This window comes from Methylomonas sp. TEB (assembly GCF_047777895.1).
Taxonomy (GTDB): domain Bacteria; phylum Pseudomonadota; class Gammaproteobacteria; order Methylococcales; family Methylomonadaceae; genus Methylomonas.
In genome coordinates this window covers 2,090,881-2,112,233 of record NZ_CP180476.1, presented here as the reverse complement: position 1 = coordinate 2,112,233, position 21,353 = coordinate 2,090,881, and the positions used below count along the sequence as shown (strand labels likewise).

Genomic DNA, 21,353 nt, shown 5'->3' with positions numbered 1-21,353 from the left:
TCGGCAAGCTGTTAGCCTAAGCTTTAAACAAAGCCTCTCCTGCGCTAGCCGACGCACAGGAGAGGAACCGGATTCCCGTTTTTACGGGCGTAGCAACGCCAGGGAATTTAAAGGCTGGATTAGCAAAACCGACTCGCCCGGTAAAGCCCTACCCACCGGACCAGAGTGGTCTCCTTTTCAATATGAACCAGAACAACGATGAATAAGCAACTCAACAAATTTTTAAAAACCGGCCTGACCGTACTTATCCCATTATGTGCAGCCGGCAACGCCGACGCCGCAATAGTTACTTTTAGTCTCGATTACAGCGGCTTAGAATTCGGAAACGCCGCCACTGCGCAAGGCCTTATCAGCCTGGATGAGCAACTCATTCCCAATCCAGGCTCGGCTTTTCTCGATTTCAGCAACAATGACGCAATCAAGGCTTTCACATTAACCGTGTCCAACGCCACGGGAGGCTTGGGAAACGGCACATTTCAGATGACGGATTTCGATTTTGCCACCTGGGATAGCGCAGGCGAAACACTGGACTTTAGCCAACAATTGATAGGCCAGTGGACGCAAGGCGGCGGTTGGGGAAAAAGCGCTAGATGGGACGGCGGCGCGGGTGAGTTTAACCTTTACGCCAAAGCCGGCTCCTCCGCGCCGACCAGCTCCGGCTACTTTACCTTGGCGGCGAACAACGATTTTCTGAATGGCGATTTGTTGAAATTAGTGTCGTTTAAACCCGTGTCAGGCTCTGTTCAGCCAGTTCCGCTGCCCGCACCCATTTGGTTATTCGGTAGCGCTGTTGGCGTGTTCTTAAGCAGAAAAGCAGTGAAGAAAGACCATTAATTGCTCACTTATTTATCCATCGTCGCTCCCGGGAAAACGGGAGCTCAACGGCCACAATGATCCACTAAGCGATTTAAAAGCTCCCGCCATGCGGGAATTTAAAGGTACTCGGAGATTTTCAACAGACATAAAAAAACCGGATGGAGAACGACTCCATCCGGTTTAAAAAGCTCAAAAATTTTAAGCTTGAACGGCCGCTTTACGACGACCGGTATACAGGAAGCCCATCAAAGCACTTGTCATAAACCATACCGATGCAGGGAGAGGTACACTAGTGACAGGGTTTTGATTCGCAGCAGCTTTCAGATCGAATCCAAACAGAAAGCTCAAGTTGCTGGTGACTACGCCTGGTTTTACAAAGGTCAACAAGAACGTATTAGGGGCACCCAATTCATAGTTACCAGCTTCGCTAACCCAACCGCTCGCTGTCAACAGACCCAATTTGAAAGGGCTAGCAGAAGCAAACGTGCCTACACCGTTAAAAGTGTAAACAGGTGCATCAATAGCCAGATCAGCGGTAGCAGAAAAGATACCGAAGGTGTCACTTGAAGTAAATGGGAATGAACTAGAACCGAAGGAGATAAAATTGCTATCGCCGTCAGTAGATTCCCAAATGATGCCTGCCGAACTTACAGTCGAAACCGCAAATAGGCAAACAGCAAGCCAAAGTTTTAAAGATAAAAGCGTTTTCATGGATATTCCCCATTTAAATTAACGTTAACAATTGGTCATCCTTTTGACCACCTTACTCCTTAGTCAAAATTGTTCCTCAATTCCAACTAAGAAGGGGGGTGGATATATACCAACACCCACCCATACAGAACAAAGCAAATATAATGCCATAATTAATTATGTTTTTTTTCAATAAGTTATAAGAGCAAAAATTGCAAAGTGTAAATATTACCGACACGTTACGAGTGATTTTTGCCTTTTGCCTAAAAAAGTCACCAAATCGGTGCGTTACACCTTTTGAACTGCGTTAAAGTAATTTTTCGGACATAAAAAAGCCGGATGAAACTAAATTAGCCTCATCCGGCGCAACGACCGTCATAGCGTCTGTAGCAAATGCGGCCAGCGTCTGGCGCCTATTTCAATGCATTGCCACAGTCTATATCGGCCACTCGTGCATAGCCAACATTCTTGAAAATAGCGCTCTGCCCCCCGACGAACCGAATAAACAATTCATCCCGGAGTTTATTGCGCTGCCTAATTTCCGCTTTGACGCCTTGCTCGGCCAACTGGTTTTTAAATAGCATGGCGCGCTGCCGATCATTGAACACGCCGAGCGATATTGCCCCTTTGATATCACCATCCGAGATTGGCCAGACATCGTTTAATCCTTTGGCTTTTAACATCATCTTATTGATACGGGTTTGTTCGGCATCTTTTCCAGCCGGGTAATAAACCTGAAAGTCCGAAGAAACCATATTTGATTTGTTTGCGGCTTTAAACACAGTTAAATGCTCAGCGCTGGCCCATCGCCGCAACGCCTCCTGATCGCTGAACGGCCCGGCCTCATAGCAATGATGGATTGCGGTTTTCTGCCTGTCTGAACCAGTTGGCTTAGGCGTATGAGGGCTTGTTTTGAAAACTAAAACAATTTGAGGCGGGTTTAAGCGCTGCAAAATATCCGCCACTTGCTTGGCTTGCAATTCAGCGGCAGCATTGTCCAGATAAGCAGAAATTTGTGCTCCACGCCGTGCCAATTGTCTCTCTCTGACCGTTAGCAAGGCCGGAATATTAGTGACCGGCTCGACTGATGGCGTCAGCGCACCAAAATGTAGCTTCCAGAAAAAAAACAACACATTCAGCAGACATAACAAAAAAAACAGCACCTTCATAAGGCTTTGTCGTTTTGGCAATAATTGAGCAAGCCTTTAAAGACCAAATCGCCGTCTACAATGCTTGGAACGGCCAGATGCCGCGCTAACATCTCCCCATCGCCGCCACTCAACACTAACTGATAGGCTTTGGGCTGACGCACCAAGGCCGCCTCTACCAGACCAGCCGCGGCTAACAAGGTACCGTTATTGATAGCCGCCGCCGTGACAACCGCCAAACTTGTTTCTGCCTGGTCTTCGCTAAACGGCAGCGCAGCGGTATTGTTTGCCAAGGATTTTTTCATCAGCAACAACCCCGGACTGATTAAGCCGCCCAGATGCCTGCCATCGCTCTCGATGAAATCTATTGTGATGGCGGTGCCACAATCGACAACACAGGTATCCCCAGGATAATAACGATGTGCCGCTTGCAATGCCAACCAGCGGTCCACCCCCAACTTCTCCGGCTCAGCGTATGCATTTTTGACGTTAAAAGCTGTTTGCGAAGACTGCGGCATGATCAGCTCTACACCGGGCCATAGTCCCCGCGCCATGTCGCCCAATAAAACGGTCAGAGCATTTTCCGATACCGACGCCATAGCCACTTGCTTGGGTGCGGGGATACTCAGCCAAAACTCACGCAAACGTTCCGGAAAATCCGCTAGGCGATAATCCATAAACATCGTCGGTTTCAGCACACCGGCCTCTGCCTGGGTCCATTTCAGACGTGAGTTGCCAATATCGACCAGTAAAATCATAAGCGCCGAAAACTGACTTCGCCGGACGCAAACACTCGGGTTTCGCCGTCGGCGAGTTTCAGCAACAACAGACCTTGATCGTCGATGCCCGCCACCACGCCGCTAAAGCTCTGCTCGTGCATAAAAATATCGACCTGTTTGCCTTGCATGCAATCGTAGCTACGCCATTCGTCGAGATAATGCCCCAACGCACGGGTCTCGTAATCCGCCAGCACCGGTAACAACTGATTTAATAATTCGCCCACCAGCCGATTACGTTGACCATGAACCGACTCCGCCAAAATACCGTGCAAATCGACCCAATCCTGTTCGATGGCCTGACCTTCATGCACCGGCAAATACACATTTAAACCCAAACCTATCACCGCATGGCAAGGCCCGCTACTTTCCCCGGACACCTCAATCAAAATCCCCGCCAATTTACGATGTCGCCAATAAATATCGTTCGGCCACTTCAAACCCACATCAACAATCCCGAAACCTCGCAACGCCCGGATTACCGCCACTCCAACCGCCAGACTCAATCCGCTGATCGCAGCTGGCCCACCCTGGAAACGCCACAAAATTGATAAATAAATATTGTGACCAAACGGCGAAACCCAATACCTACCGCGCCGCCCTTTCCCCGCGGTTTGCCGTTCGGCCAGACAGACCGAGCCGATACCAACGCCCTGCCGCGCCCTGTCCAATAAATAAGTGTTGGTAGAGTGAATCTCGTCGTGAATTTCCAGTTCACCCAGCAAGGATCGAGCATGACCCTCCAAGTGCTGATCAATCTGTTGCTCGTCCAACAACTGTAAAGGGCTTTGCAAACGGTAACCTTTGCCCGATACCGCTAGTAACTCGATACCGAATTCGGACAACGCACTTAAGTGTTTCCATACCGCCGAACGACTCACGCCCAGCAAGCCCGCCAATTCGGTCCCCGAGTGAAATTGACCGTCCGCCAGGACATGTAAAAGTTGTTTAAGTTTAGGAGAGATCAATCGCCAACCTGTCGAACGCGCAGTAAAGCCGGACTACGGCGCTAAAACTCGTTTTTATCACGCAATTGTTGCAATTGTTTCTTGACGACATGCTTGATTAACAGCTCTCTATCGTCTTCTTTGAGATTGACGTACTCAACACAGATAAAGAACGGCCGCTCCGGACTTTCACCGGAAATATCCTTGCACTGGACAACATTCGCGTAGGCCACGATCACCGCCATACAGGAGGTCAGCAGCATCCGCAGTTCCAGAAGTTCGCCAACCGCTATAGGTGTTTCATTGCTAAAAGCTAACCCAGTGGCGCTGAGACTGACGTCGCGGGTATCGTGTTCGGAAAACTCTTCGCTCTGTGCGCTGATCGCCTGGGCGATCAGGTTGATTTTGGTGTCGATGATCTTCAGATATTCAAACATTTCCGGATCGCGCCTTTCCAGGCGCGGCGACAACATGCGAGCTTCCTGCGCCAACACGTCCAAGGCGGAGGTCAATGAACAATTGCCCAATACATCATTAGAGACATGACTCAAGGCGTCGACATTTTTTTTGTCGATGACTTTGTGCAGCAGATTTATCGTGTCGTTGACTCGAAAATAACGCCTTTTTTCTTCAATTTCATCCGCCATGGTGTGCTCGTCCTCGGTCTACTTAAGTGGGGTAAATATTACGAATAAAGAATTTTAGCTTAAGCGGCTTCAACTGTTTAACTCCGCAGCGTTAATCGGAAATAATAAGGTCGTAACGATGCATCAAGCGGCTAACTTCGACACGCGGCAGACTGACGACAGGCAAGATTAGATCGGTGGATGTGAGTCCGGCCAGTTGCAAAGATTCTTCTTCTACGTACAAATCGTTAACGTCGTAAATTTGCAAGGCCTGAAAAATTGCCGAGGTATCCTTTAAATCTAATCCGCCAGGTTGCTGCTGATTTTTTAATTGCCACACGGCATCGTCGACAAAAAGCAAGGCGACGTGCTGATCAAAGGCCGCGGCAATCAAAATCGCGTCCAGCGTTTCTTGCAGATGACCACCGCTGTAAGGCAAGCGGCGCATGATGAATAGATAGCGTTTCATGGCACAGTTAACCGAAGACAATACTGCGGTCAGCCAGCAGAGTCGCCTCCAGCCACTGTCCTAAACCGGCTATCCGAAACCCTGGCGCCGTATCGTCATCCTGCTTACCCTGCCGTGCAGCCTCATCAAGGCACAATAAACCCCGGCGCTGCGCCGCCGAGATGCACACCACTAAATCCACACCATATTGCTCAGCCAAAGCCGACCAATGTCGAGTAATCGAGAATTCGTCCTCAGGCGGCTGGGCATAACGGAAAGCGTGATAGACACCCTCCTTGTAAAAAAATACTCGCAGAATTTGGTGCTCGGCCGCCAACGCCGCTTGAATGAACCGATAGGCGTTCAGGCCGGCATTGCTGGCGTAAGGACTGGCATTAACTTGTACGGCATATTTCATCGCGCTGTAAAATAATCGTTAAATTCAATATTCGGCCTATTTTAATACGAGCACGTTCAAGCTGCCCGTTTTTGCCGCGCATTGTTTCGCCATTGAACCAAACTTACTGCTTCCAGTCCGAGCTTCCATGACAATTAAGCCTCTTTTTTTCAGCCTTGGCCTGATCCTGTTCTGTCCGTCGCCGCGAGCCTTGGACATCGAAAAAATCCAACTGCCGGACATGGGCGATTCAGCAGGCGCCATCATTTCACCCGCTCAGGAAAAGGAGTTCGGCGAAGCTTTTTTTCGTAATTTGCATCAACAAGCCGAAATTAATCAGGATGTGGAAATCCAGCAATACATCCAGAACATAGGTCGGCAATTAGCGTCCCACAGCGACACGCAGTCCAATCCCTTCCACTTTTTTGTCGTGATGGATCCTAATATCAACGCCTTTGCCGGCCCAGGAGGATACATTGGAGTCAATTCTGGCTTGATCCTTTTGACCGAAGCGGAGAGCGAACTGGCATCGGTAATGGCTCACGAGATTGCTCACGTTACCCAACGTCATTTATACAGATCGATTGAAAAAGCCAGCAAATTGTCGATCCCGACCGTCGCCGCCACGTTAGCGGCGATTTTGATCGGCACCCAGTCCCCCAATATGGGCCAAGCAGCTTTAATGGCAATCCAAGCCGGCAACATTCAGTTTCAAATCGATTTTACCCGCGACCACGAAAAAGAAGCAGACCGGGTGGGTATGCAAACCCTAGCCGGTGCCAATTACGACCCGCGCAGCATGCCGACTTTTTTCGAACGCTTACAGCAATCCACCCGTTATTACGGAAAGGGCGTACCTGAATTTTTAAGAACCCACCCGGTATCTGAAAATCGGGTGGCCGACACCCGCGGCAGAGCGGAAATCTATCCCTACCGGCAATATCCGGATTCATTAGCGTATTTGTTGACGAAGGCCAAGCTTACCGTGCTGACTGCGCAGGACAAACGCACCCCGCTACAGCATTTCACCACGCTCGAAATGCAAGGCACGCCGGAACAAAGAGCTGTCGCCCGCTATGGCATGGGCTTGGTATATTTGGAAAATCAACAATACCCCGCAGCCAGCGAAATTTTTCAAAAACTCACCGAGCAATATCCGTCGCAACCGCAATATATCTCCGCGCTGGCCCGCACGGCCATGGATGCGCACGACTACGAAAAAGCCGGCAAATTATTTGAGAAAGCAATTAACACCTTCCCCAGCAATGACGCCCTAAAAATTCAATATACCCGCAGCCTGGTCAAGAACGCTCAACCGCAACGCGCAAAACAAGTGTTACAAAGCTTGTCGGATAGCGAGAAAGACCAGCCGTATTATTACGAACTACTCGCACAGATTTTCGCCGACCTCAAACAGCCCGGAGAATCGCATCGCTACATGGCCGAATACTATTACGCCAGCGGCGAAACCGAAGCGGCGATCATGCAAATCAGATTGGCAAAACAACAGACTGATCTCAGCTTTCAGCTACAAGCCATCCTCAACGAACGGCTAAATTTCTTTCTCAGCGAGGAAGAATCGCGCCGAATGGAACGCTAATTTCAAACATTAGAAAAAACTGATGATAGCTAAGTTTTTGTTTAAGAAAATTAATTTCGGGGCAAAACCATTTCCCGAAATAAAACTGATTTTTTTGTTGGACACCCGGTTTTTTTTAAAATACACTGCGCCCACCTTGAATACGGAGTGCATTCAACCTTAACGGGTTGCATCTTTGAGGGGGGAGGGAAACAGCCTGTAAAACGGCTGATAATAATAACTATAAAATAGTAATTGCTTGACTAAACTGCCCTAAGGCAGGCGTCCAACACAATAACAATAATAATTACAACAAACAGGACGGGCCCGCGTATAGCGGGCTTTTTATTGCCTGTCGTTTTACTTTCTCCACCTAGCCGCTTGCAGCCTCGATTGGCCTAAGTGCGTCATTTATCTTATAATTCAACCCTGTCCGCTCAGTACTGTTAAAGTCTATCGGGCGAAGATCCCCCGCAAACTCAGATAAGGTTTAATAATGGCACGCGTTACCGTTGAAGATTGTTTGGAAAATGTTGAAAACCGTTTCAAATTGGTGTTACTCGCCAGCAAAAGAGCACGGCAGTTGGAAAAAGGCGCCGATGAATTCGTTCCACGCGGCAAAGATAAAGACACTGTGCTGGCACTTCGTGAAATAGCCGCAGGCTTTGTCAACGAAGAAAATATCGACCGTTTGCATCGCGCAGGTTACGTTTCGGAAACCCATCTGGAAATCTAACACCCATGCCCGAGATAGCTGTCAAACCCGCACCAGCGCTACCTGCTATCGAGCATCCTGAAGAAAAACTTCTTCACCAGCTCTGCGAGATCCTGCGCAGCTATCTCGACCAAGAACAAATCAACGATGTGATCCGCGCCTACCATTTCGGCGCGGCCGCGCATTCCGGGCAATTCCGCAGAAGCGGCGAAGCCTATATCTGTCATCCGGTATCCGTGGCTATCACACTGGCCAGCATGCACATGGATCACCATGGCATCATGGCGGCCATTCTGCACGATGTCATCGAAGACACCCCTATCAGCAAGGAACAACTGGGGGAACAGTTTGGCGTCGAAGTTGCTGAACTGGTTGATGGCGTGACCAAACTCTCCAAGATCGACAGCCGTTCCCGCGCCGAAGCGCAAGCGGAAAACGTCAGAAAAATGTTCCTAGCCATGGCGCAAGATCTGCGCGTAATCGTGGTAAAACTCGCCGACCGTTTGCACAACATGCAAACCATGGGCAATATGCCGGTCGATAAAAAACGCCGCATCGCCAAGGAAACGCTGGAAATATACGCCCCTATAGCCAATCGGCTGGGCATGAACGATGTCAGGCATCAGCTGGAATCGCTGGGCTTTAAAGCGCTCTACCCCAACCGCTACACGGCCATCAATAATGCCGTGAAAAAATCGCGCGGCAACCGCAAGGAAATCATCGACACCATCCAGAATGCCATCCAAAATCGTCTAAACGAATCCAACTTGGACGGTGCAGTGGCGGGCCGCGAAAAAAACATCGCCAGCATTTATCAAAAAATGCTCAGCAAACGGATTTCCTTTACCGACGTTTTTGATGTCTACGCTTTCCGCATTTATTGCCATCAGGTCGACGACTGTTACCGGGCTTTAGGTTGCGTACACAATCTATATAAACCCGTTCCCGGCCGTTTCAAGGACTACATAGCCTTACCCAAAGCCAACGGCTATCAGTCGCTGCACACGATATTGATAGGCCCTTACGGCGTACCTATCGAAATTCAGATTCGCACCCACGAAATGCACCGCCTTTCGGAATCGGGAATTGCCGCGCATTGGCTATACAAATCCGACAACGATAAAAGTGAGACCATCCAGGCCCGCGCCAACGAATGGCTGCGCGATTTGCTGGAGATTCAAAAATCCGCCGGCGATTCGCTGGAATTCATCGATAACTTAAAAGTCGATCTGTTCCCGCAAGAAGTTTTCGTATTTACCCCCAAAGGTAAGATCATCAAACTGCCGCGCGGCGCGACTATTGTCGATTTTGCTTATCTGGTACATACCGATGTCGGTAACGCCTGCATTTCGGCACGCATCGACAAGAAACTGGTACCGCTACAAACCAAGCTGGAAAACGGCATGACGGTAGAAGTCATTACCGCCACTTGGGCCAGACCGAATCCCCTTTGGCTGAACTACGTCACCACCGCCAAGGCCCGCAGTTGCATCCGCGCCTATTTGAAAAACTTCAACCAGCAGGAAGCGATCAATCTGGGCCGCCGCCTGCTGGAAAAAGAATTGCAGAGCCTGGGTATTCAACTGGAAAATGTCGATAACACCCGCATCATCCAGGTGTTGCAGGTCTTGAAAAAGCACTCGATGAACGAGTTGCTGGAAGACATCGGCTTGGGCAATCGCATGCCCTTCCTGGTGGCAAAACGCATCAGTCAAACCGACGTGAACGCGGCCGTCAAACTCGACGACAACGAATCAACGCATAAAACCCCTTTAATTATCAAAGGCACCGAAGGCATCGTCGTCAGTCTGGCCAAATGCTGCCGGCCGATTCCGGGAGACTCGATTATCGGCTTCTTCAACCCCGGCAAGGGCATCGTCGTTCATCATCACGAATGCCGTAACAGCAATGAAGTCAGAAAAAAACAGACTACCTGGCTGGATGTGGAATGGAGCCCGGAAGCCAGCGGCGAATTCCCCGCTGAAATCCGCATCGAACTATTAAACCAACGCGGTTCGCTGGCCACCATCGCTTCGACCATCTCCAGCATGGATTCCAATATCGAAAACATTACCGTGGTCAGCCAGGATGATCGGGTCTCGGTGGATTTATTAACCCTGGCTGTGAAGGATCGCGTGCATTTGGCCAATATCATCCGCAAGCTGAAAAAACTCTCCATCGTTTTAAAAATTACCCGCATCAAGGCATAGCATGAACAAGGAAATCATCTCGACACCTCTGGCCCCGCAAGCAATCGGCACTTATTCGCAAGCCGTCAAAGTCGGCGAGACGGTTTATTTATCCGGACAAATCCCGCTTGACCCGGAGACCATGCAAGTCGTGGACGGTGACATCGCTGTGCACATCCGCCGGGTATTCGATAACCTGAAAGCCGTCGCCGAAGCCGCTGGCGGCGACTTCAACGACATCGTCAAACTCAATGTGTTTCTCACCGATTTAAGCAATTTCCCTATCGTCAACGAAATCATGGCCGAATACTTCAGCCAACCCTACCCCGCCCGTGCGGCAATAGGCGTGGCGGCATTACCCAAAGGCGTTGGCGTGGAAATGGACGGCGTGATGGTATTGCGCAACGAATACTACTGATTAAAACAACGGGGCGTTTTATTTCGCCTTATCTGTTGATTCATGAGTCATCCGGAACCGCATAAACAGCCTGTCACCACCTTGACAGGCATCGGTTCACAATCCGCCGCCCGCCTGGAAAAACTGGGCATCCATACCCTCCAAGACCTGTTGTTCCACCTGCCCTTGCGCTACCAGGATCGCAGCCGTATCGTGCCGATTTCCCAGTTGATGCCGGGCATGACCACTTTGGTCTGCGGCACGGTGGAATTTACCGATAGCATCCAGCGCGGCCGTCCCAGTGTGATTTGCCGTATTGCCGACGACAGCGGCAGTTTGTCGATCCGGTTTTTCCATTTCACCGTGCAACAAAGTCAGCAGCTAAAGCCCGGCACCCTACTCGGCTGTTTCGGCGAAATCCGTTACGGTTACAACGGCTTGGAAATGGTGCATCCGGAATACAAAATCGTTTCTGCCGCCGAGCAGCTGCTGGAAGCAACGCTGACGCCGGTCTATCCGTTAACCGAAGGCATTTCCCAATCCGCGCTCCGTAAAGCCATCAAACAGGCGTTAACTCTATGTTTAACCAGCGACAGCGCGATTACGGACTGGCTACCGGCTAAGTTGTTGATCGAGCATGGCTACCCTTCCCTCAGCGATGCGCTACAAACCTTGCATAATCCGCCGCCGCATTTGTCGGTAGAGATCATTAACGGCGGCTCCTTGCCCGCCTTAAAACGCCTGGTTTTTGAGGAGTTTCTGGCCCACCATTTGGCACTATTGCAAGGCAAGTTAGCTTATAAAAGCTGGCAGTCGCCGGTTTTTGACATAAACCAAGCTGCCAAACAGGCATTCCTCGCAGGCTTGCCTTTTCAACTGACGAATGCGCAACAGCGAGTGACCGCCGAAATCGAAAGCGATTGCTGCCAAGCACAACCCATGCTGCGCCTCGTGCAAGGCGATGTGGGCTCCGGCAAGACCGTGGTGGCGGCTCTAGCAAGTTTGCTGGCGCTGAACTCGGGTTATCAAGTCGCGATCATGGCACCCACCGAATTATTAGCCGAACAACACTTTCGCAACTTTAGCCTATGGTTCGCCGAAACCGGCCACCAAGTGCTGTTTCTGACCGGTCAATTGAAAGGCAAATCCCGACAAGCCACGTTGGATGCCTTGGCGGACGGCACGGCCAATATTGTGATCGGCACACACGCGCTATTTCAGGATAGTGTGCATTTTCATAAGCTTGGTTTGATCGTCATCGACGAACAGCATCGCTTCGGAGTTCATCAGCGCCTGGCCTTGCGTGAAAAAGGCCAACACGGCGGATTGAGGCCGCATCAATTGATCATGACCGCCACGCCTATTCCGCGCACCTTGGCGATGCTGCAATATTCCGATCTGGATATTTCCATCATCGACGAGCTGCCACCCGGCCGTAAACCCATCGCCACCAGCGTGATTTCCTCGGAACGCCGCGAAGAAGTCATCGGCCGTATCGAACATTGGGTTGCGCAGCAACGCCAGGCCTACTGGGTCTGCACCTTGATCGAGGAATCCGAGGTTATGCAATGCGAAGCCGCCGAGAGAACCGCCGCTTATCTATGCCAAGCCCTGCCGAATGTGCGTGTCGGCCTGGTGCATGGCCGGATGAAAGCCGCGGAAAAAGACGCGGTGATGCAAGCTTTTAAAAATCGCGATTGCGATTTATTGGTTGCCACCACGGTGATTGAAGTGGGTGTGGATGTGCCCAACGCAGGGCTGATGATCATCGAAAATCCCGAGCGTTTGGGCTTGTCGCAGCTCCACCAATTACGCGGCCGCGTCGGCCGCGGCAATCAGGACAGCTATTGCCTGCTGTTATATCAGTCACCGCTCTCGCAAGCCGGCAAGCAACGTCTGGCTATCCTGAAAGAAAGCAACGACGGCTTCGTGATCGCCGAAAAAGACTTGGAATTGCGCGGCCCCGGCGAAGTGATGGGCACCCGCCAAACCGGGCAGATACAGTTCAAAATCGCCGACCTAGAGCGCGACAGAGACCTGCTGGAACTGATCCCAGCCGCCGCGCAATTGATCCATCGCCAACACCCAGACGCCATTCAGCCGCTGATCCAGCGCTGGATCGGCCATAGCCGCCATTACGCCGAGGTTTAACGCTTGCCCGACAAAAGTTTTTTATTCGGCCGCCCACCCACCTGGAAAAGCCACGAACCAAGCAGCCAACGGCAACTGCCGAACGATCTGCAATCCTGGCTCAATGAAACCGGCTCGTTGACCAAACGTCTGCGCGGCATCCACGGCAACCGCTTCGGCGTAAAAGTGTTATTCCACCGCTGGAAACCGGCTTTCATAGACGAATGCCGACTATTGGGCTTGCCGCCCTGCCGTTATCAATTGATCCGGGAAGTACTGTTACACGCCGACGGCGAGCCCTTGGTGCTGGCCCGCACCATCCTGCCGGAGCCGACCATCGAAATCGCCCACCGCAATTTGTCCCATCTCGGCACCAGGCCCTTGGGTGAAGTGATTTTCGCCTATCCGGATTTGGAGCGCCGCCAGAGACAGTTCAGTCGGGCTGATACAGGCATTTGGTCGCCAGGTTTGCAAACGGCGGTTGGTGTAAACGATGCTATTTGGGGGCGGCGAACGGTTTATGCGATCCATCGGCAACCGTTGTTGGTCGCGGAGTTTTTTCTGCCGGGGGTGCTGAATGTGTAATCGAGAACCGGCTCAAGCCGCCTTTTCTACCATGCGTCATAGTGGCGCTTTTTCGGGAAAATTGACACGCTTGACCGCTTCCCGATCCAATCGTATCGGCGTTTCGCGCAGATACAAATAGGTTCGGCCATCGTGCCGGTAGTGCTGATAGGTTTGCGCTAACCGAAACGGCGAATTCGGCTGTTTTAATGCCGAAAGCAACAAATCGGAGTGTGCAAAATGCGGTTCTATTAAAGGACCTTCAGCAACTACCACAGCACTAGCCGAAACCTGATCCAGCAAATCCAACACGGCTTGCGGCGACTCCGTTATTAGGGCGTAGCGTTTACCCATGAAGTCCGATTTTGCCAACAACTGCGAACTGCGCACCACGTAGCACTGCAAAAGCTTATCGCGTAACGCCAGTTCGGCCGCGAATGCACCCTCAGTGCCCGCATGCCCGTCGACAATCGTCACCGTACCCGGCGCCTGGCTGATAATTTGTTCGGCTACCAAATCCATGCGCAAATCAAACCTTGGCGCGCGGTCGACAAGAAAAAACCAGCCGGGAGCGCAAAACACAAAGATCAAGACTGTTGCCACCAGCCAAGGCCTAGCAAATGCCCACTGCCAATGCCGTACTGCGGCTGCGGCGCCCATGCTGATAAAAACCGCCAGATAAGGCATGGCGGACGACATATACCGCTGATCCAAATCCACCGGCACGATGGCATGAAAGATTACGGTGGCAAGCACCATAGCCAGGCCGGTGCGCCCGGCTTCCCTTAAAGCCGGATCCGCCCTGCCGCTCACACTGACGACTACCCCGACTAGCGCCGCGATTGTCCCTATCGGCCCGATATTGGCGTATATGGCGGGAAGGAACGCCGATAAAGCCAAAACAAAGTAATCCATACCCCAAGCGTAATTGAAACCATCGCTGGATATTTTGTAGGTGACTACCGTCCAGGCCCCCACGACAGCCAACGCCGCGAAACCCGATACGTATGTACGCCAATTCAGCAGTATCTGCCAACGTCCCGTCAGAGCAATATGGAAAAATGGGAATACGCCCAGTAACCAGCCGTTGCCTTTTACCAGGATAGCGGCTGACGTTAAAGCCGCGTAGGTCAAACCTCTGCGTAAGGTGGGCTGTTGGGTGTAACCACTCCACTGCATGGCCGCCAACACACACAAGCCGACCAAAGCCTGATCCAACATTAATCGCAAGGTGTTATTAATGGTGACGGGCATGCAGACATAAGCAATCGCCGCTAAAAGCGCCCAAGGCATACCCATAACTTGCCTGGTAATACGTGCCACCAATAAAGCTGGTAGCGCCCCTATCAGCAAATTGACCAGCATGAACGGAAAGGTAGCATGCGGCAGGATGAAGAAGAATAATGACAGAAACGCATAGTACAGCGGCGGCCAATGCCCAATCGAAATCTTGGGGTAATGCACGTAAAAATCAGTGGCGTACTGCATGGGATTCTGCCCGAATGCTGTGGTGACATACGACCAGATCAGATACGCATTCAAAAAATGAGATCCCTCGTCGCTGCCGGTCAAGCCACTGTCCAAGCCGCGCAAAACCATCATTGCCGCCGCGAGAATCGCGGTGGCAATACCAAATACAGCCAAATCCGGATACCAAGACCTTGCCCTAACAAAGCCCTCCAACCTTGTTCCGGTTGATAATTTCTGCCGCAAATCGCTGTTTGTATTACCGGCGGCATCACTGAATACGAAATAACGATAGGCGTGAAAACTGAGAATGGTCTGACAAGCGGTTGCCAAGGTCACCGCCAACATCGGCCACAAGCCATAACTAACCAAAACCAAGTAAATTAGGTAGTTGATTAAAGCCATGCTCAATGCCACCAGCACATAGCGCCCGCCTTCGCGGATAGAACGGGAATGTTCGACTTGGTAGGTAAAACACCGATTGGCCAACCACGTAAATAGCATTGCGGAAAAAATAGCCGGAATACGCGCCAGCCACGGCGCCAAATTAAGCTGTATCAGCAAAAAAGTCAGACCGGCATCGATACAAAAGCCGGCTCCGCCGACGAGCAGGAAGCGAATAAACATCCGGATTACAACCTATGCCTGACTTCTGCTGTTTGTCATATACCACATGCGCTTTTGTTCGAGGCGGCCGCGGGCGACGCTATCCAGAATCAAACCGCAAACCGTGAATATGCCAGCCAATAGCACTATGCCTGTTGCCAGAATAGCGGTGGGAAATCTCGGTACCAAGCCAGTATCTAAATATGTCAGCAATAGCGGCAGAGCCAGAACCAGCGCAATCAGAATCAGGCCCATCGCAAGCACGCCAAAAAAACGCGCCGGACGAATTTCTTTGAACAATATCAGAAAGGTAAACAGTATTCTGAACGCATCCCGAACCGTACGCAGTTTGCTGGCGGAGCCCTCTAGGCGCGCGCCGTAATCGGTGGGCATTTCCGCGATGGGCATGCGCAATTGACTGGCATGAACGGACATTTCGGTTTCTATCTCGAAACCGCTGGATATCGCCGGAAAACTTTTTACGAAGCGCCGCGAAAAAACTCGATAGCCGGAAAAAATGTCCGTAAACAGCGGCCCGAAAAGACTGCGGTACATCGCATTAAACAGCCGATTACCAAAACCATGGCCGGCCCTATGGGCATTTTCGAATACGTTACGCCGGGTACCGACAACCATATCCAAATGTTCGTCGACCAAACGCTGAATCATTTGCCCGGCTACTTTAGAATCGTAAGTGCCGTCGCCGTCGGCCATGATGTAGATATCGGCATCGACATCCGAAAACATGCGCCTGACGACGTTGCCTTTCCCCGGCCACTGTTCTGATCTCACCACCGCGCCCGCTAGAGTGGCCTCTGCAATTGTGTTATCGGAAGAACGATTGTCGTAAACGTAGACGGTAGCATCCGGAAGCTCTTTGCGAAAATCGTCAACCACTTTTCTGATCGACAGCCCCTCGTTATAACAAGGCAAAAGTACGGCAATTTTGCCGATTTTGGAACCGTCCTGAGCATAACTATTCATCAACCATCCTTACTCGCTAAATATTGTTCTTGGGTATTTTCCGAGCTGTCAGAGCCGGACATTTTTGTTATTGCAACACCGCGGACGGGTGTCTTTGGTTTTTTAACGCGAATTCGAAACCCAACCTCAAGCGAGACATTGCAGGGCCCGACTTATCGAATAAGAATATGGCGGCACGGCGATTTTAGCAAGGCAAAGCACTCACCGATTGAAAATAGCGCAAAACCGACCTGCTTCGGCGTTATTCAAAAAAATCACGGCCGAAGTACAACCGACGACACTAAAGTTACTCAAAAATCTTGAATATCACTTCGGCGACCGACGCCACTAAATCGCCGTCGATGCTTTGTTCGCCATAGCTTTGTTGCGGGCGGGAATAGTCTTTCCGAAAGGCCTTTTTGAATTGCTCGGAGCTGGCTTTTTCTTGTTTGGCATTAATTTTTTGCTGATTCAAAATCTGGCCGCCGGCTTTTTTCCATTCCAGCAGATGACTGATTTGTCCGCCGTCCAGCCAAATACCATGGCTTCTGCATTGATCGATAATCACGCCGCTGCGATAGCCGTAGATCACCCGATTCATTAACACCTGGCACACCGGACATTTAAGGTATTTTACGGTGGCATTTTTCGGGTAGCGGTCCTTATTAATATTGCTCAGCAGTTCCAGGTTGACAGTAACCACCGGCGCCACCGCGCTATCCAGCAAGGTTTCTATTTCACCGGGATCAAAAAATAAGCCATAGCAGTTGGCGCACCTCTCGATATGCAGGGAACCGGCGGCATCCAGACTAATGGTTTGCAGACATTGCGCGCATTCCGGGCAAACTCGTTCGCTGGTGGCATCGATGACTTGATAGTCGTGCTTGCCTAGCAGATCAATGTCGTTGCGGACCCCGCAATAACTGCAATATTGTGTGTTGGCGGGTAAGGGTGCGGAACAACTCGTGCAGTTGGCCATGCTAAAACTTGTCCAATATTTGTTGTTTCTTGGCGGCGTATTCCGCTTCGGTTATCAGCTGCGCTTCGAATAGCTGCTTTAACTCGGTAAGCTTGGCGACGGTTTGGTTGCTATCAGTAGCAGCCTGATTAGTCGTCGCGCCCAGCGACTGCGCCATACCTTGCCCCAAGCCGATGCCGGCGCCCATCCCCATACCAAGCCCGGCACCGCCGCCTTCGTTGCGAGCCGCATCGCGCAAGGCGTCCAGCTGTTGCACCTTGGCATAATCCAGGCCCACCGCTTGCGCGGCTTGCGCTTCAGCCGTCAGATCGGCGATACGATTGATACGGCGCAAGGTGTCTTCGTCAAAATCGGTACCTTCGATACGAAAATCACTAATGCTGAAACCCAGCTTGCGAAACACGATGGCTAATTTGATGGCAATACCACGAGCTATTTCGTCGCGGTTGGCGTCGATGTCGGCAAAGCTATACTGACATTCCGCCAGATAGTCGGAAATGGGATTAATGATCCGCGCCGAAAGAATGTTGCGGAAATCGTCAATGCGCATCTGGTTATGGCTGCCGACGATATTGACGAAAAAATCGTTGGCATCGGCTATTTGGTAGCTGTAGTTGCCGTAAGCTTTTAAAGCGACCGGGAAATGATATTTCGGGTCCTGATATTTAATTGGCGAAGTGGTGCCCCATTTCTGATCGAGAATCTTGGTTTTGCGGAAGAAATAAATCCCCACCTTATGTTCGCTCTCGAAAAACTGCATGAATTTCTTGATCGTAGTCCAAAACGGCACGTTATCGGTTTCTAAATTGATCATGCATTGTTCTTCGATCACCGCTTTGACCTGGCCCTGATACACGAAAATACAGCCCTGCCCCGGACCGACGATTAATTTGGAGGCATTTTTGATTTCGTCGCCGTTTTCAGTCCATTGTGCCAACAACAGATCTGGATCGGGGTTTTCCCATTCGATAACCGAACGTAGTTGCCGTCTGATACCGTCTATAAATGCCATCACTACCCTCGCTGGACTGGAGAAGAATCGATTAATTGCGTAACATCGCGGTTTAAGTATGGCAAAAAATGGGAGTTGCGGTGGCAATCAGAATATATAAAGGCAAACAACCCAAGGTCGGCAAAAACGTGTACATCGACGAAGCGGCGGTCGTGATCGGCGATGTGAGAATAGGCGACGATGTATCGGTGTGGCCGACCACGGTGATACGCGGAGACGTCGAAGCTATTACCATAGGCGAAGGCACCAACGTTCAGGATGGCTCGGTGTTGCATGTTTCCCACGCTGGCGACTATTCGCCGCAAGGCCATCCGTTGACAATCGGTAAGGGCGTCACTATCGGTCATCGCGCCGTGGTGCATGCCTGTACGATAGGCGATTATTGTCTCATCGGCATAGGTGCAATTGTGATGGATGATGCCGAGCTGGGGGATTATGTGATGCTGGGTGCTGGTGCTTTAGTGCCGCCCGGCAAGAAGCTGGAAGGCGGTTATTTATATGTCGGTACACCCGCCAAACAAATGCGGGCTTTGACCGATGAAGAAAAAGCTTTTCTGGAATATTCGGCCAAACATTATGTGAAGTTGAAAAACGACTATTTAGCTGAATTAGCGTAAATTTCATACTCTCTAGGCTGTATCGGCGCTTTGCATCCGACAGCCTATCGTTTAAATAGCCGGCGTCATCTAAAACCGGCTAGACCCTTCAGGGAAGAGCTTAATGAATATGCACTTCCCGAGATTTTGATTTATCGCTTCTTGCCAGCGTGTAATCGTCCTGGTCGCCGAGCATGGGCGTACCGTCGCTATTCAGGTGTATCAACGTTCCTTCGTCTTTGATGCTGAATTTGCGATTCAGATCGCCTTTATTGGAGGTTAACGACAGTATGTGAGTTTTGTCATCCCAGTCGTACTTGCCTTTCTCGTAAAACTCTCTGGAAGAGGCTTTTGCGTATTGAGTGACCAATAAGTAATTGTTCTTTTGTTTCAAAGACAAGGTCATTTTGAAACCATCACAATCTTTTTCCTTGCAGGGCAAATAACCGTAAAACACGCCGCGAAATCCCTCGGTTTTGTCCGCGAGTTCCGCATGGGCGGAATGATCCATGTCTTTCTGATGAATCAATTCCCGCGCTTTAAGCGTTTTTTCCTGGAGTTGCTTATCGGATTCCGCCCAAGCCGGGTTTAGCGCCGGAAGCAATGCACCTAAAAAAATCACCGTCACATATTTTTTAATTTTTCTAGTCAATGTTTGCATATGAGATTTTTCTATTTCTGTGAGTAAAGTAATTAGACAAGAACAGCATCGAAGACTACCAGGATAATCGCCAATTTCAACTTCGCGAATATTTTATCGCCGGTAGATGCTGCTTTTTCCAGACTTTTCAAATAAAGCGCCGTCGGCTTTTTACGCCAAATCGCGCCTGATCAGATTGGGGAGAGCAGATAATAGTGCAAAATCCAAACACCACTTGCAGACAGTCTTTGCGAAAACAACGGCAAACGTATAATATTGATACGATATTTGTTTGACAAGCCCGCGCATTTCTTTTATTGTTTCGATTCGCTACCATGAAGCAGCTCAGAAATGCCTAAATCAGGTGTTTTCAATCCGTAGCTGCTTACATGGAGGTGTAACGCAATTCCTGGCTGATGCATTCAATGCTTTCAGCGAAATATTCGATCTGGCTCGACGGCGCGAGCATGCTATAGGTATCGGAGAAATCGCTAAGATTGACGTCAAATCAGTGCCGACCCCGTTAAAGGGCGAACAGGTTTTTCAATACAAATTCGGTTCGGCACTGGCCGATTTATTATTATAAGAGGTAAAACCATGACAGAAGTAAAACAAGAAAAAGATAACTTCGTGTTGTATTTGGTGCTGGCTACCGCAGTTGTTGTTGGCGCCATCCTGGCGGTAAAAATGAGCGAAAACGAAAAATTTGCCCCCATCAAGGATCAAATTGCCGAAGAGAATCGCTTAATGAACATCCGAGTCATCGGCAACCGCGAGGATTAATATGATGAAAACCACTTTTATCGGCACCCTGTTAGCCTGTTTATTGTTAGCTAGCCCCGTCCAGGCTACCGAATATATTTATCGAGACATAATGGCGAACACTCTGGCCCCCGAGCACTGCCAAGTTGAGAGCAAAGCCAAGGAAAATGCTGCCAAAAACTACAATATCGACAGATTCAGCAAGAAATTCTGCCAGTCCCAAGGTTACGGCTGGCATGTCGACGAGGTAAAAAGCACTGGTAACACAGTTTGCGACACCTGTAGCAACCCACAGGAAGCAAAATGCCGTCAGGAAGATGTCGTAGTGAGTTGCAAACGAATTAAACCGGGTACGGTAGGTATGTTGCCCGGCAAAGGATAAGCTAAAGTCCACCCAAGGGATCGGTAATCCCGGCTTTTCCACACCTGAAGCCGCCGGAAAACGAAGTTGACCGGCGGCCCAGCCAGCCTGAATCAGGGCTGCAACCATTCGATAATATGATCTTCCAGATCGGTAACCTGCGACTCTTTAACCGCATAACTGCTGATAGACACCCCCGCCTCTTTCACCGACTCGCGAGTCCCGGTGATCAAGGGATGCCAGCTAGGCAACGATTCACCGTCGGTTAACAAGCGGTATGCACAGGTTGACGGCAACCAGTTGTATTCGGCAAAGTCATGTTGCTTCAAGTCGATGCATTCCGGCACCAGCGTGCAACGCTCGCTATAACGAGTGCAACGACAGGTTTCTAAATCGATCAAATCGCACGCCACGCTGGTAAAAGCAATTTCTCCGGTGTCTTCGTCTTCCAGCTTGTTCAAACAACACTTGCCGCAGTTATCGCACAGCGACTCCCACTCTTCCGTGCTCATTTGCGCCAGGGTCTTGGTTTCCCAAAAATTCAT

The 21,353-nt window shown here is 50.4% G+C and carries 24 protein-coding genes; 10 read left to right on the top strand and 14 right to left on the bottom strand.

Going from position 1 to position 21,353, the window contains the following annotated elements; genetic code table 11:
- Positions 1-198: 198 nt before the first annotated feature.
- Entirely contained in the window at positions 199-834 is a 636-nt protein-coding gene (locus ACMXD4_RS09590) for a hypothetical protein (protein ID WP_415880599.1), read from the top strand.
- Between the two features lie 180 nt (positions 835-1,014).
- Here ACMXD4_RS09590 and ACMXD4_RS09585 read toward each other — a convergent pair whose 3' ends face one another.
- From ACMXD4_RS09585 to tusD, 7 genes are all read right to left on the bottom strand, one after another.
- On the bottom strand, positions 1,015-1,527 hold the full coding sequence (locus ACMXD4_RS09585) for a hypothetical protein (RefSeq protein ID WP_033156550.1): 513 nt from the start codon (positions 1,525-1,527) through the stop codon (positions 1,015-1,017).
- Between the two features lie 392 nt (positions 1,528-1,919).
- Positions 1,920-2,675 carry a hypothetical protein gene (locus ACMXD4_RS09580; RefSeq protein ID WP_415880598.1) on the bottom strand — a complete coding sequence of 252 codons (756 nt, stop codon included), beginning with the start codon at positions 2,673-2,675 and terminating at the stop codon, positions 1,920-1,922.
- Entirely contained in the window at positions 2,672-3,412 is a 741-nt protein-coding gene (locus tag ACMXD4_RS09575) for a type III pantothenate kinase (protein ID WP_415880597.1), read from the bottom strand. The genes ACMXD4_RS09580 and ACMXD4_RS09575 overlap by 4 nt, the downstream gene beginning before the upstream one ends.
- Positions 3,409-4,398 (bottom strand): bifunctional biotin--[acetyl-CoA-carboxylase] ligase/biotin operon repressor BirA, encoded by a 990-nt coding sequence (birA, locus tag ACMXD4_RS09570; RefSeq protein WP_415880596.1) that lies wholly within the window; start codon positions 4,396-4,398, stop codon positions 3,409-3,411. The genes ACMXD4_RS09575 and birA overlap by 4 nt, the downstream gene beginning before the upstream one ends.
- 41 nt (positions 4,399-4,439) lie before the next feature.
- Complete coding sequence (locus ACMXD4_RS09565; RefSeq protein ID WP_033156554.1) at positions 4,440-5,024, bottom strand: PilZ domain-containing protein; 585 nt, start codon at positions 5,022-5,024, stop codon at positions 4,440-4,442.
- Positions 5,025-5,115: 91 nt separating this feature from the next.
- On the bottom strand, positions 5,116-5,472 hold the full coding sequence (gene tusC, locus ACMXD4_RS09560; protein WP_415880595.1) for a sulfurtransferase complex subunit TusC: 357 nt from the start codon (positions 5,470-5,472) through the stop codon (positions 5,116-5,118).
- Positions 5,473-5,479: 7 nt separating this feature from the next.
- Positions 5,480-5,869: a sulfurtransferase complex subunit TusD gene (gene tusD, locus ACMXD4_RS09555; protein WP_026604410.1), complete on the bottom strand. Its 390-nt coding sequence runs from the start codon at positions 5,867-5,869 to the stop codon at positions 5,480-5,482.
- 127 nt (positions 5,870-5,996) lie between these two features.
- Here tusD and ACMXD4_RS09550 point away from each other — a divergent pair, with 127 nt between their 5' ends.
- The 6 genes from ACMXD4_RS09550 (at position 5,997) to ACMXD4_RS09525 (ending at position 13,443) form a co-directional block, all read left to right on the top strand.
- On the top strand, positions 5,997-7,448 hold the full coding sequence (locus ACMXD4_RS09550; protein ID WP_415880594.1) for a M48 family metalloprotease: 1,452 nt from the start codon (positions 5,997-5,999) through the stop codon (positions 7,446-7,448).
- Between the two features lie 475 nt (positions 7,449-7,923).
- Complete coding sequence (gene rpoZ, locus ACMXD4_RS09545) at positions 7,924-8,163, top strand: DNA-directed RNA polymerase subunit omega (protein WP_033156558.1); 240 nt, start codon at positions 7,924-7,926, stop codon at positions 8,161-8,163.
- Positions 8,164-8,168: 5 nt separating this feature from the next.
- Positions 8,169-10,352, top strand: coding sequence for a RelA/SpoT family protein (locus ACMXD4_RS09540; RefSeq protein WP_020482114.1), 2,184 nt, complete (start codon positions 8,169-8,171; stop codon positions 10,350-10,352).
- Position 10,353: 1 nt separating this feature from the next.
- The gene (locus ACMXD4_RS09535; RefSeq protein ID WP_020482115.1) at positions 10,354-10,749 is read left to right on the top strand and encodes a RidA family protein; all 396 of its coding nucleotides are present in this window, start codon (positions 10,354-10,356) and stop codon (positions 10,747-10,749) included.
- Between the two features lie 42 nt (positions 10,750-10,791).
- Complete coding sequence (gene recG / locus ACMXD4_RS09530; RefSeq protein ID WP_415880593.1) at positions 10,792-12,879, top strand: ATP-dependent DNA helicase RecG; 2,088 nt, start codon at positions 10,792-10,794, stop codon at positions 12,877-12,879.
- A gap of 3 nt (positions 12,880-12,882) precedes the next feature.
- A complete protein-coding gene (locus ACMXD4_RS09525; protein ID WP_415880592.1) occupies positions 12,883-13,443 on the top strand; it encodes a chorismate--pyruvate lyase family protein in 561 nt (186 codons plus the stop codon).
- 36 nt (positions 13,444-13,479) lie between these two features.
- Here the strand turns inward: ACMXD4_RS09525 and ACMXD4_RS09520 are convergent, their stop codons facing one another.
- The 4 genes from ACMXD4_RS09520 to ACMXD4_RS09505 all read right to left on the bottom strand — a co-directional run bounded on the left by ACMXD4_RS09520 (position 13,480) and on the right by ACMXD4_RS09505 (position 18,449).
- On the bottom strand, positions 13,480-15,516 hold the full coding sequence (locus ACMXD4_RS09520; protein WP_415880591.1) for a GtrA family protein: 2,037 nt from the start codon (positions 15,514-15,516) through the stop codon (positions 13,480-13,482).
- 12 nt (positions 15,517-15,528) lie between these two features.
- Positions 15,529-16,479, bottom strand: coding sequence for a glycosyltransferase (locus ACMXD4_RS09515; protein WP_415880590.1), 951 nt, complete (start codon positions 16,477-16,479; stop codon positions 15,529-15,531).
- Between the two features lie 286 nt (positions 16,480-16,765).
- Positions 16,766-17,437, bottom strand: coding sequence for a zf-TFIIB domain-containing protein (locus tag ACMXD4_RS09510; RefSeq protein WP_415880589.1), 672 nt, complete (start codon positions 17,435-17,437; stop codon positions 16,766-16,768).
- 1 nt (position 17,438) lies between these two features.
- Positions 17,439-18,449 carry an SPFH domain-containing protein gene (locus ACMXD4_RS09505; RefSeq protein WP_415880588.1) on the bottom strand — a complete coding sequence of 337 codons (1,011 nt, stop codon included), beginning with the start codon at positions 18,447-18,449 and terminating at the stop codon, positions 17,439-17,441.
- Positions 18,450-18,529: 80 nt separating this feature from the next.
- Between ACMXD4_RS09505 and ACMXD4_RS09500 the strand changes: the two genes are divergently transcribed.
- Positions 18,530-19,066, top strand: coding sequence for a gamma carbonic anhydrase family protein (locus ACMXD4_RS09500; RefSeq protein ID WP_033156737.1), 537 nt, complete (start codon positions 18,530-18,532; stop codon positions 19,064-19,066).
- A gap of 100 nt (positions 19,067-19,166) precedes the next feature.
- Here the strand turns inward: ACMXD4_RS09500 and ACMXD4_RS09495 are convergent, their stop codons facing one another.
- A complete protein-coding gene (locus ACMXD4_RS09495; protein WP_033156563.1) occupies positions 19,167-19,706 on the bottom strand; it encodes a copper resistance protein NlpE in 540 nt (179 codons plus the stop codon).
- 271 nt (positions 19,707-19,977) lie between these two features.
- Between ACMXD4_RS09495 and ACMXD4_RS09490 the strand changes: the two genes are divergently transcribed.
- The gene (locus tag ACMXD4_RS09490) at positions 19,978-20,271 is read left to right on the top strand and encodes a hypothetical protein (RefSeq protein ID WP_415880587.1); all 294 of its coding nucleotides are present in this window, start codon (positions 19,978-19,980) and stop codon (positions 20,269-20,271) included.
- 11 nt (positions 20,272-20,282) lie between these two features.
- Positions 20,283-20,468: a hypothetical protein gene (locus ACMXD4_RS09485; protein ID WP_033156565.1), complete on the top strand. Its 186-nt coding sequence runs from the start codon at positions 20,283-20,285 to the stop codon at positions 20,466-20,468.
- A gap of 46 nt (positions 20,469-20,514) precedes the next feature.
- On the opposite strand, the gene ACMXD4_RS09480 is transcribed toward ACMXD4_RS09485, so the two are convergent.
- Together ACMXD4_RS09480 and ACMXD4_RS09475 are read right to left on the bottom strand one after the other, a co-directional pair.
- A complete protein-coding gene (locus ACMXD4_RS09480; RefSeq protein ID WP_415880586.1) occupies positions 20,515-20,937 on the bottom strand; it encodes a hypothetical protein in 423 nt (140 codons plus the stop codon).
- Positions 20,922-21,353, bottom strand: coding sequence for a YcgN family cysteine cluster protein (locus ACMXD4_RS09475; protein WP_033156566.1), 432 nt, complete (start codon positions 21,351-21,353; stop codon positions 20,922-20,924). The genes ACMXD4_RS09480 and ACMXD4_RS09475 overlap by 16 nt, the downstream gene beginning before the upstream one ends.

Excerpts from the sequence above, each read along its gene's own strand:
- ACMXD4_RS09590 (WP_415880599.1), top strand. The coding sequence starts at position 199 with ATGAATAAGCAACTCAACAAATTTTTAAAAACCGGCCTGACCGTACTT.
- ACMXD4_RS09585 (WP_033156550.1), bottom strand. The coding sequence starts at position 1,527 with ATGAAAACGCTTTTATCTTTAAAACTTTGGCTTGCTGTTTGCCTATTT.
- ACMXD4_RS09580 (WP_415880598.1), bottom strand. The coding sequence starts at position 2,675 with ATGAAGGTGCTGTTTTTTTTGTTATGTCTGCTGAATGTGTTGTTTTTT.
- ACMXD4_RS09575 (WP_415880597.1), bottom strand. The coding sequence starts at position 3,412 with ATGATTTTACTGGTCGATATTGGCAACTCACGTCTGAAATGGACCCAG.
- ACMXD4_RS09565 (WP_033156554.1), bottom strand. The coding sequence starts at position 5,024 with ATGGCGGATGAAATTGAAGAAAAAAGGCGTTATTTTCGAGTCAACGAC.
- tusC (WP_415880595.1), bottom strand. The coding sequence starts at position 5,472 with ATGAAACGCTATCTATTCATCATGCGCCGCTTGCCTTACAGCGGTGGT.
- tusD (WP_026604410.1), bottom strand. The coding sequence starts at position 5,869 with ATGAAATATGCCGTACAAGTTAATGCCAGTCCTTACGCCAGCAATGCC.
- ACMXD4_RS09550 (WP_415880594.1), top strand. The coding sequence starts at position 5,997 with ATGACAATTAAGCCTCTTTTTTTCAGCCTTGGCCTGATCCTGTTCTGT.
- rpoZ (WP_033156558.1), top strand. The coding sequence starts at position 7,924 with ATGGCACGCGTTACCGTTGAAGATTGTTTGGAAAATGTTGAAAACCGT.
- ACMXD4_RS09540 (WP_020482114.1), top strand. The coding sequence starts at position 8,169 with ATGCCCGAGATAGCTGTCAAACCCGCACCAGCGCTACCTGCTATCGAG.
- ACMXD4_RS09535 (WP_020482115.1), top strand. The coding sequence starts at position 10,354 with ATGAACAAGGAAATCATCTCGACACCTCTGGCCCCGCAAGCAATCGGC.
- recG (WP_415880593.1), top strand. The coding sequence starts at position 10,792 with ATGAGTCATCCGGAACCGCATAAACAGCCTGTCACCACCTTGACAGGC.
- ACMXD4_RS09520 (WP_415880591.1), bottom strand. The coding sequence starts at position 15,516 with ATGTTTATTCGCTTCCTGCTCGTCGGCGGAGCCGGCTTTTGTATCGAT.
- ACMXD4_RS09515 (WP_415880590.1), bottom strand. The coding sequence starts at position 16,479 with ATGAATAGTTATGCTCAGGACGGTTCCAAAATCGGCAAAATTGCCGTA.
- ACMXD4_RS09510 (WP_415880589.1), bottom strand. The coding sequence starts at position 17,437 with ATGGCCAACTGCACGAGTTGTTCCGCACCCTTACCCGCCAACACACAA.
- ACMXD4_RS09505 (WP_415880588.1), bottom strand. The coding sequence starts at position 18,449 with ATGGCATTTATAGACGGTATCAGACGGCAACTACGTTCGGTTATCGAA.
- ACMXD4_RS09495 (WP_033156563.1), bottom strand. The coding sequence starts at position 19,706 with ATGCAAACATTGACTAGAAAAATTAAAAAATATGTGACGGTGATTTTT.
- ACMXD4_RS09485 (WP_033156565.1), top strand. The coding sequence starts at position 20,283 with ATGACAGAAGTAAAACAAGAAAAAGATAACTTCGTGTTGTATTTGGTG.
- ACMXD4_RS09480 (WP_415880586.1), bottom strand. The coding sequence starts at position 20,937 with ATGGTTGCAGCCCTGATTCAGGCTGGCTGGGCCGCCGGTCAACTTCGT.
- ACMXD4_RS09475 (WP_033156566.1), bottom strand. The coding sequence starts at position 21,353 with ATGAATTTTTGGGAAACCAAGACCCTGGCGCAAATGAGCACGGAAGAG.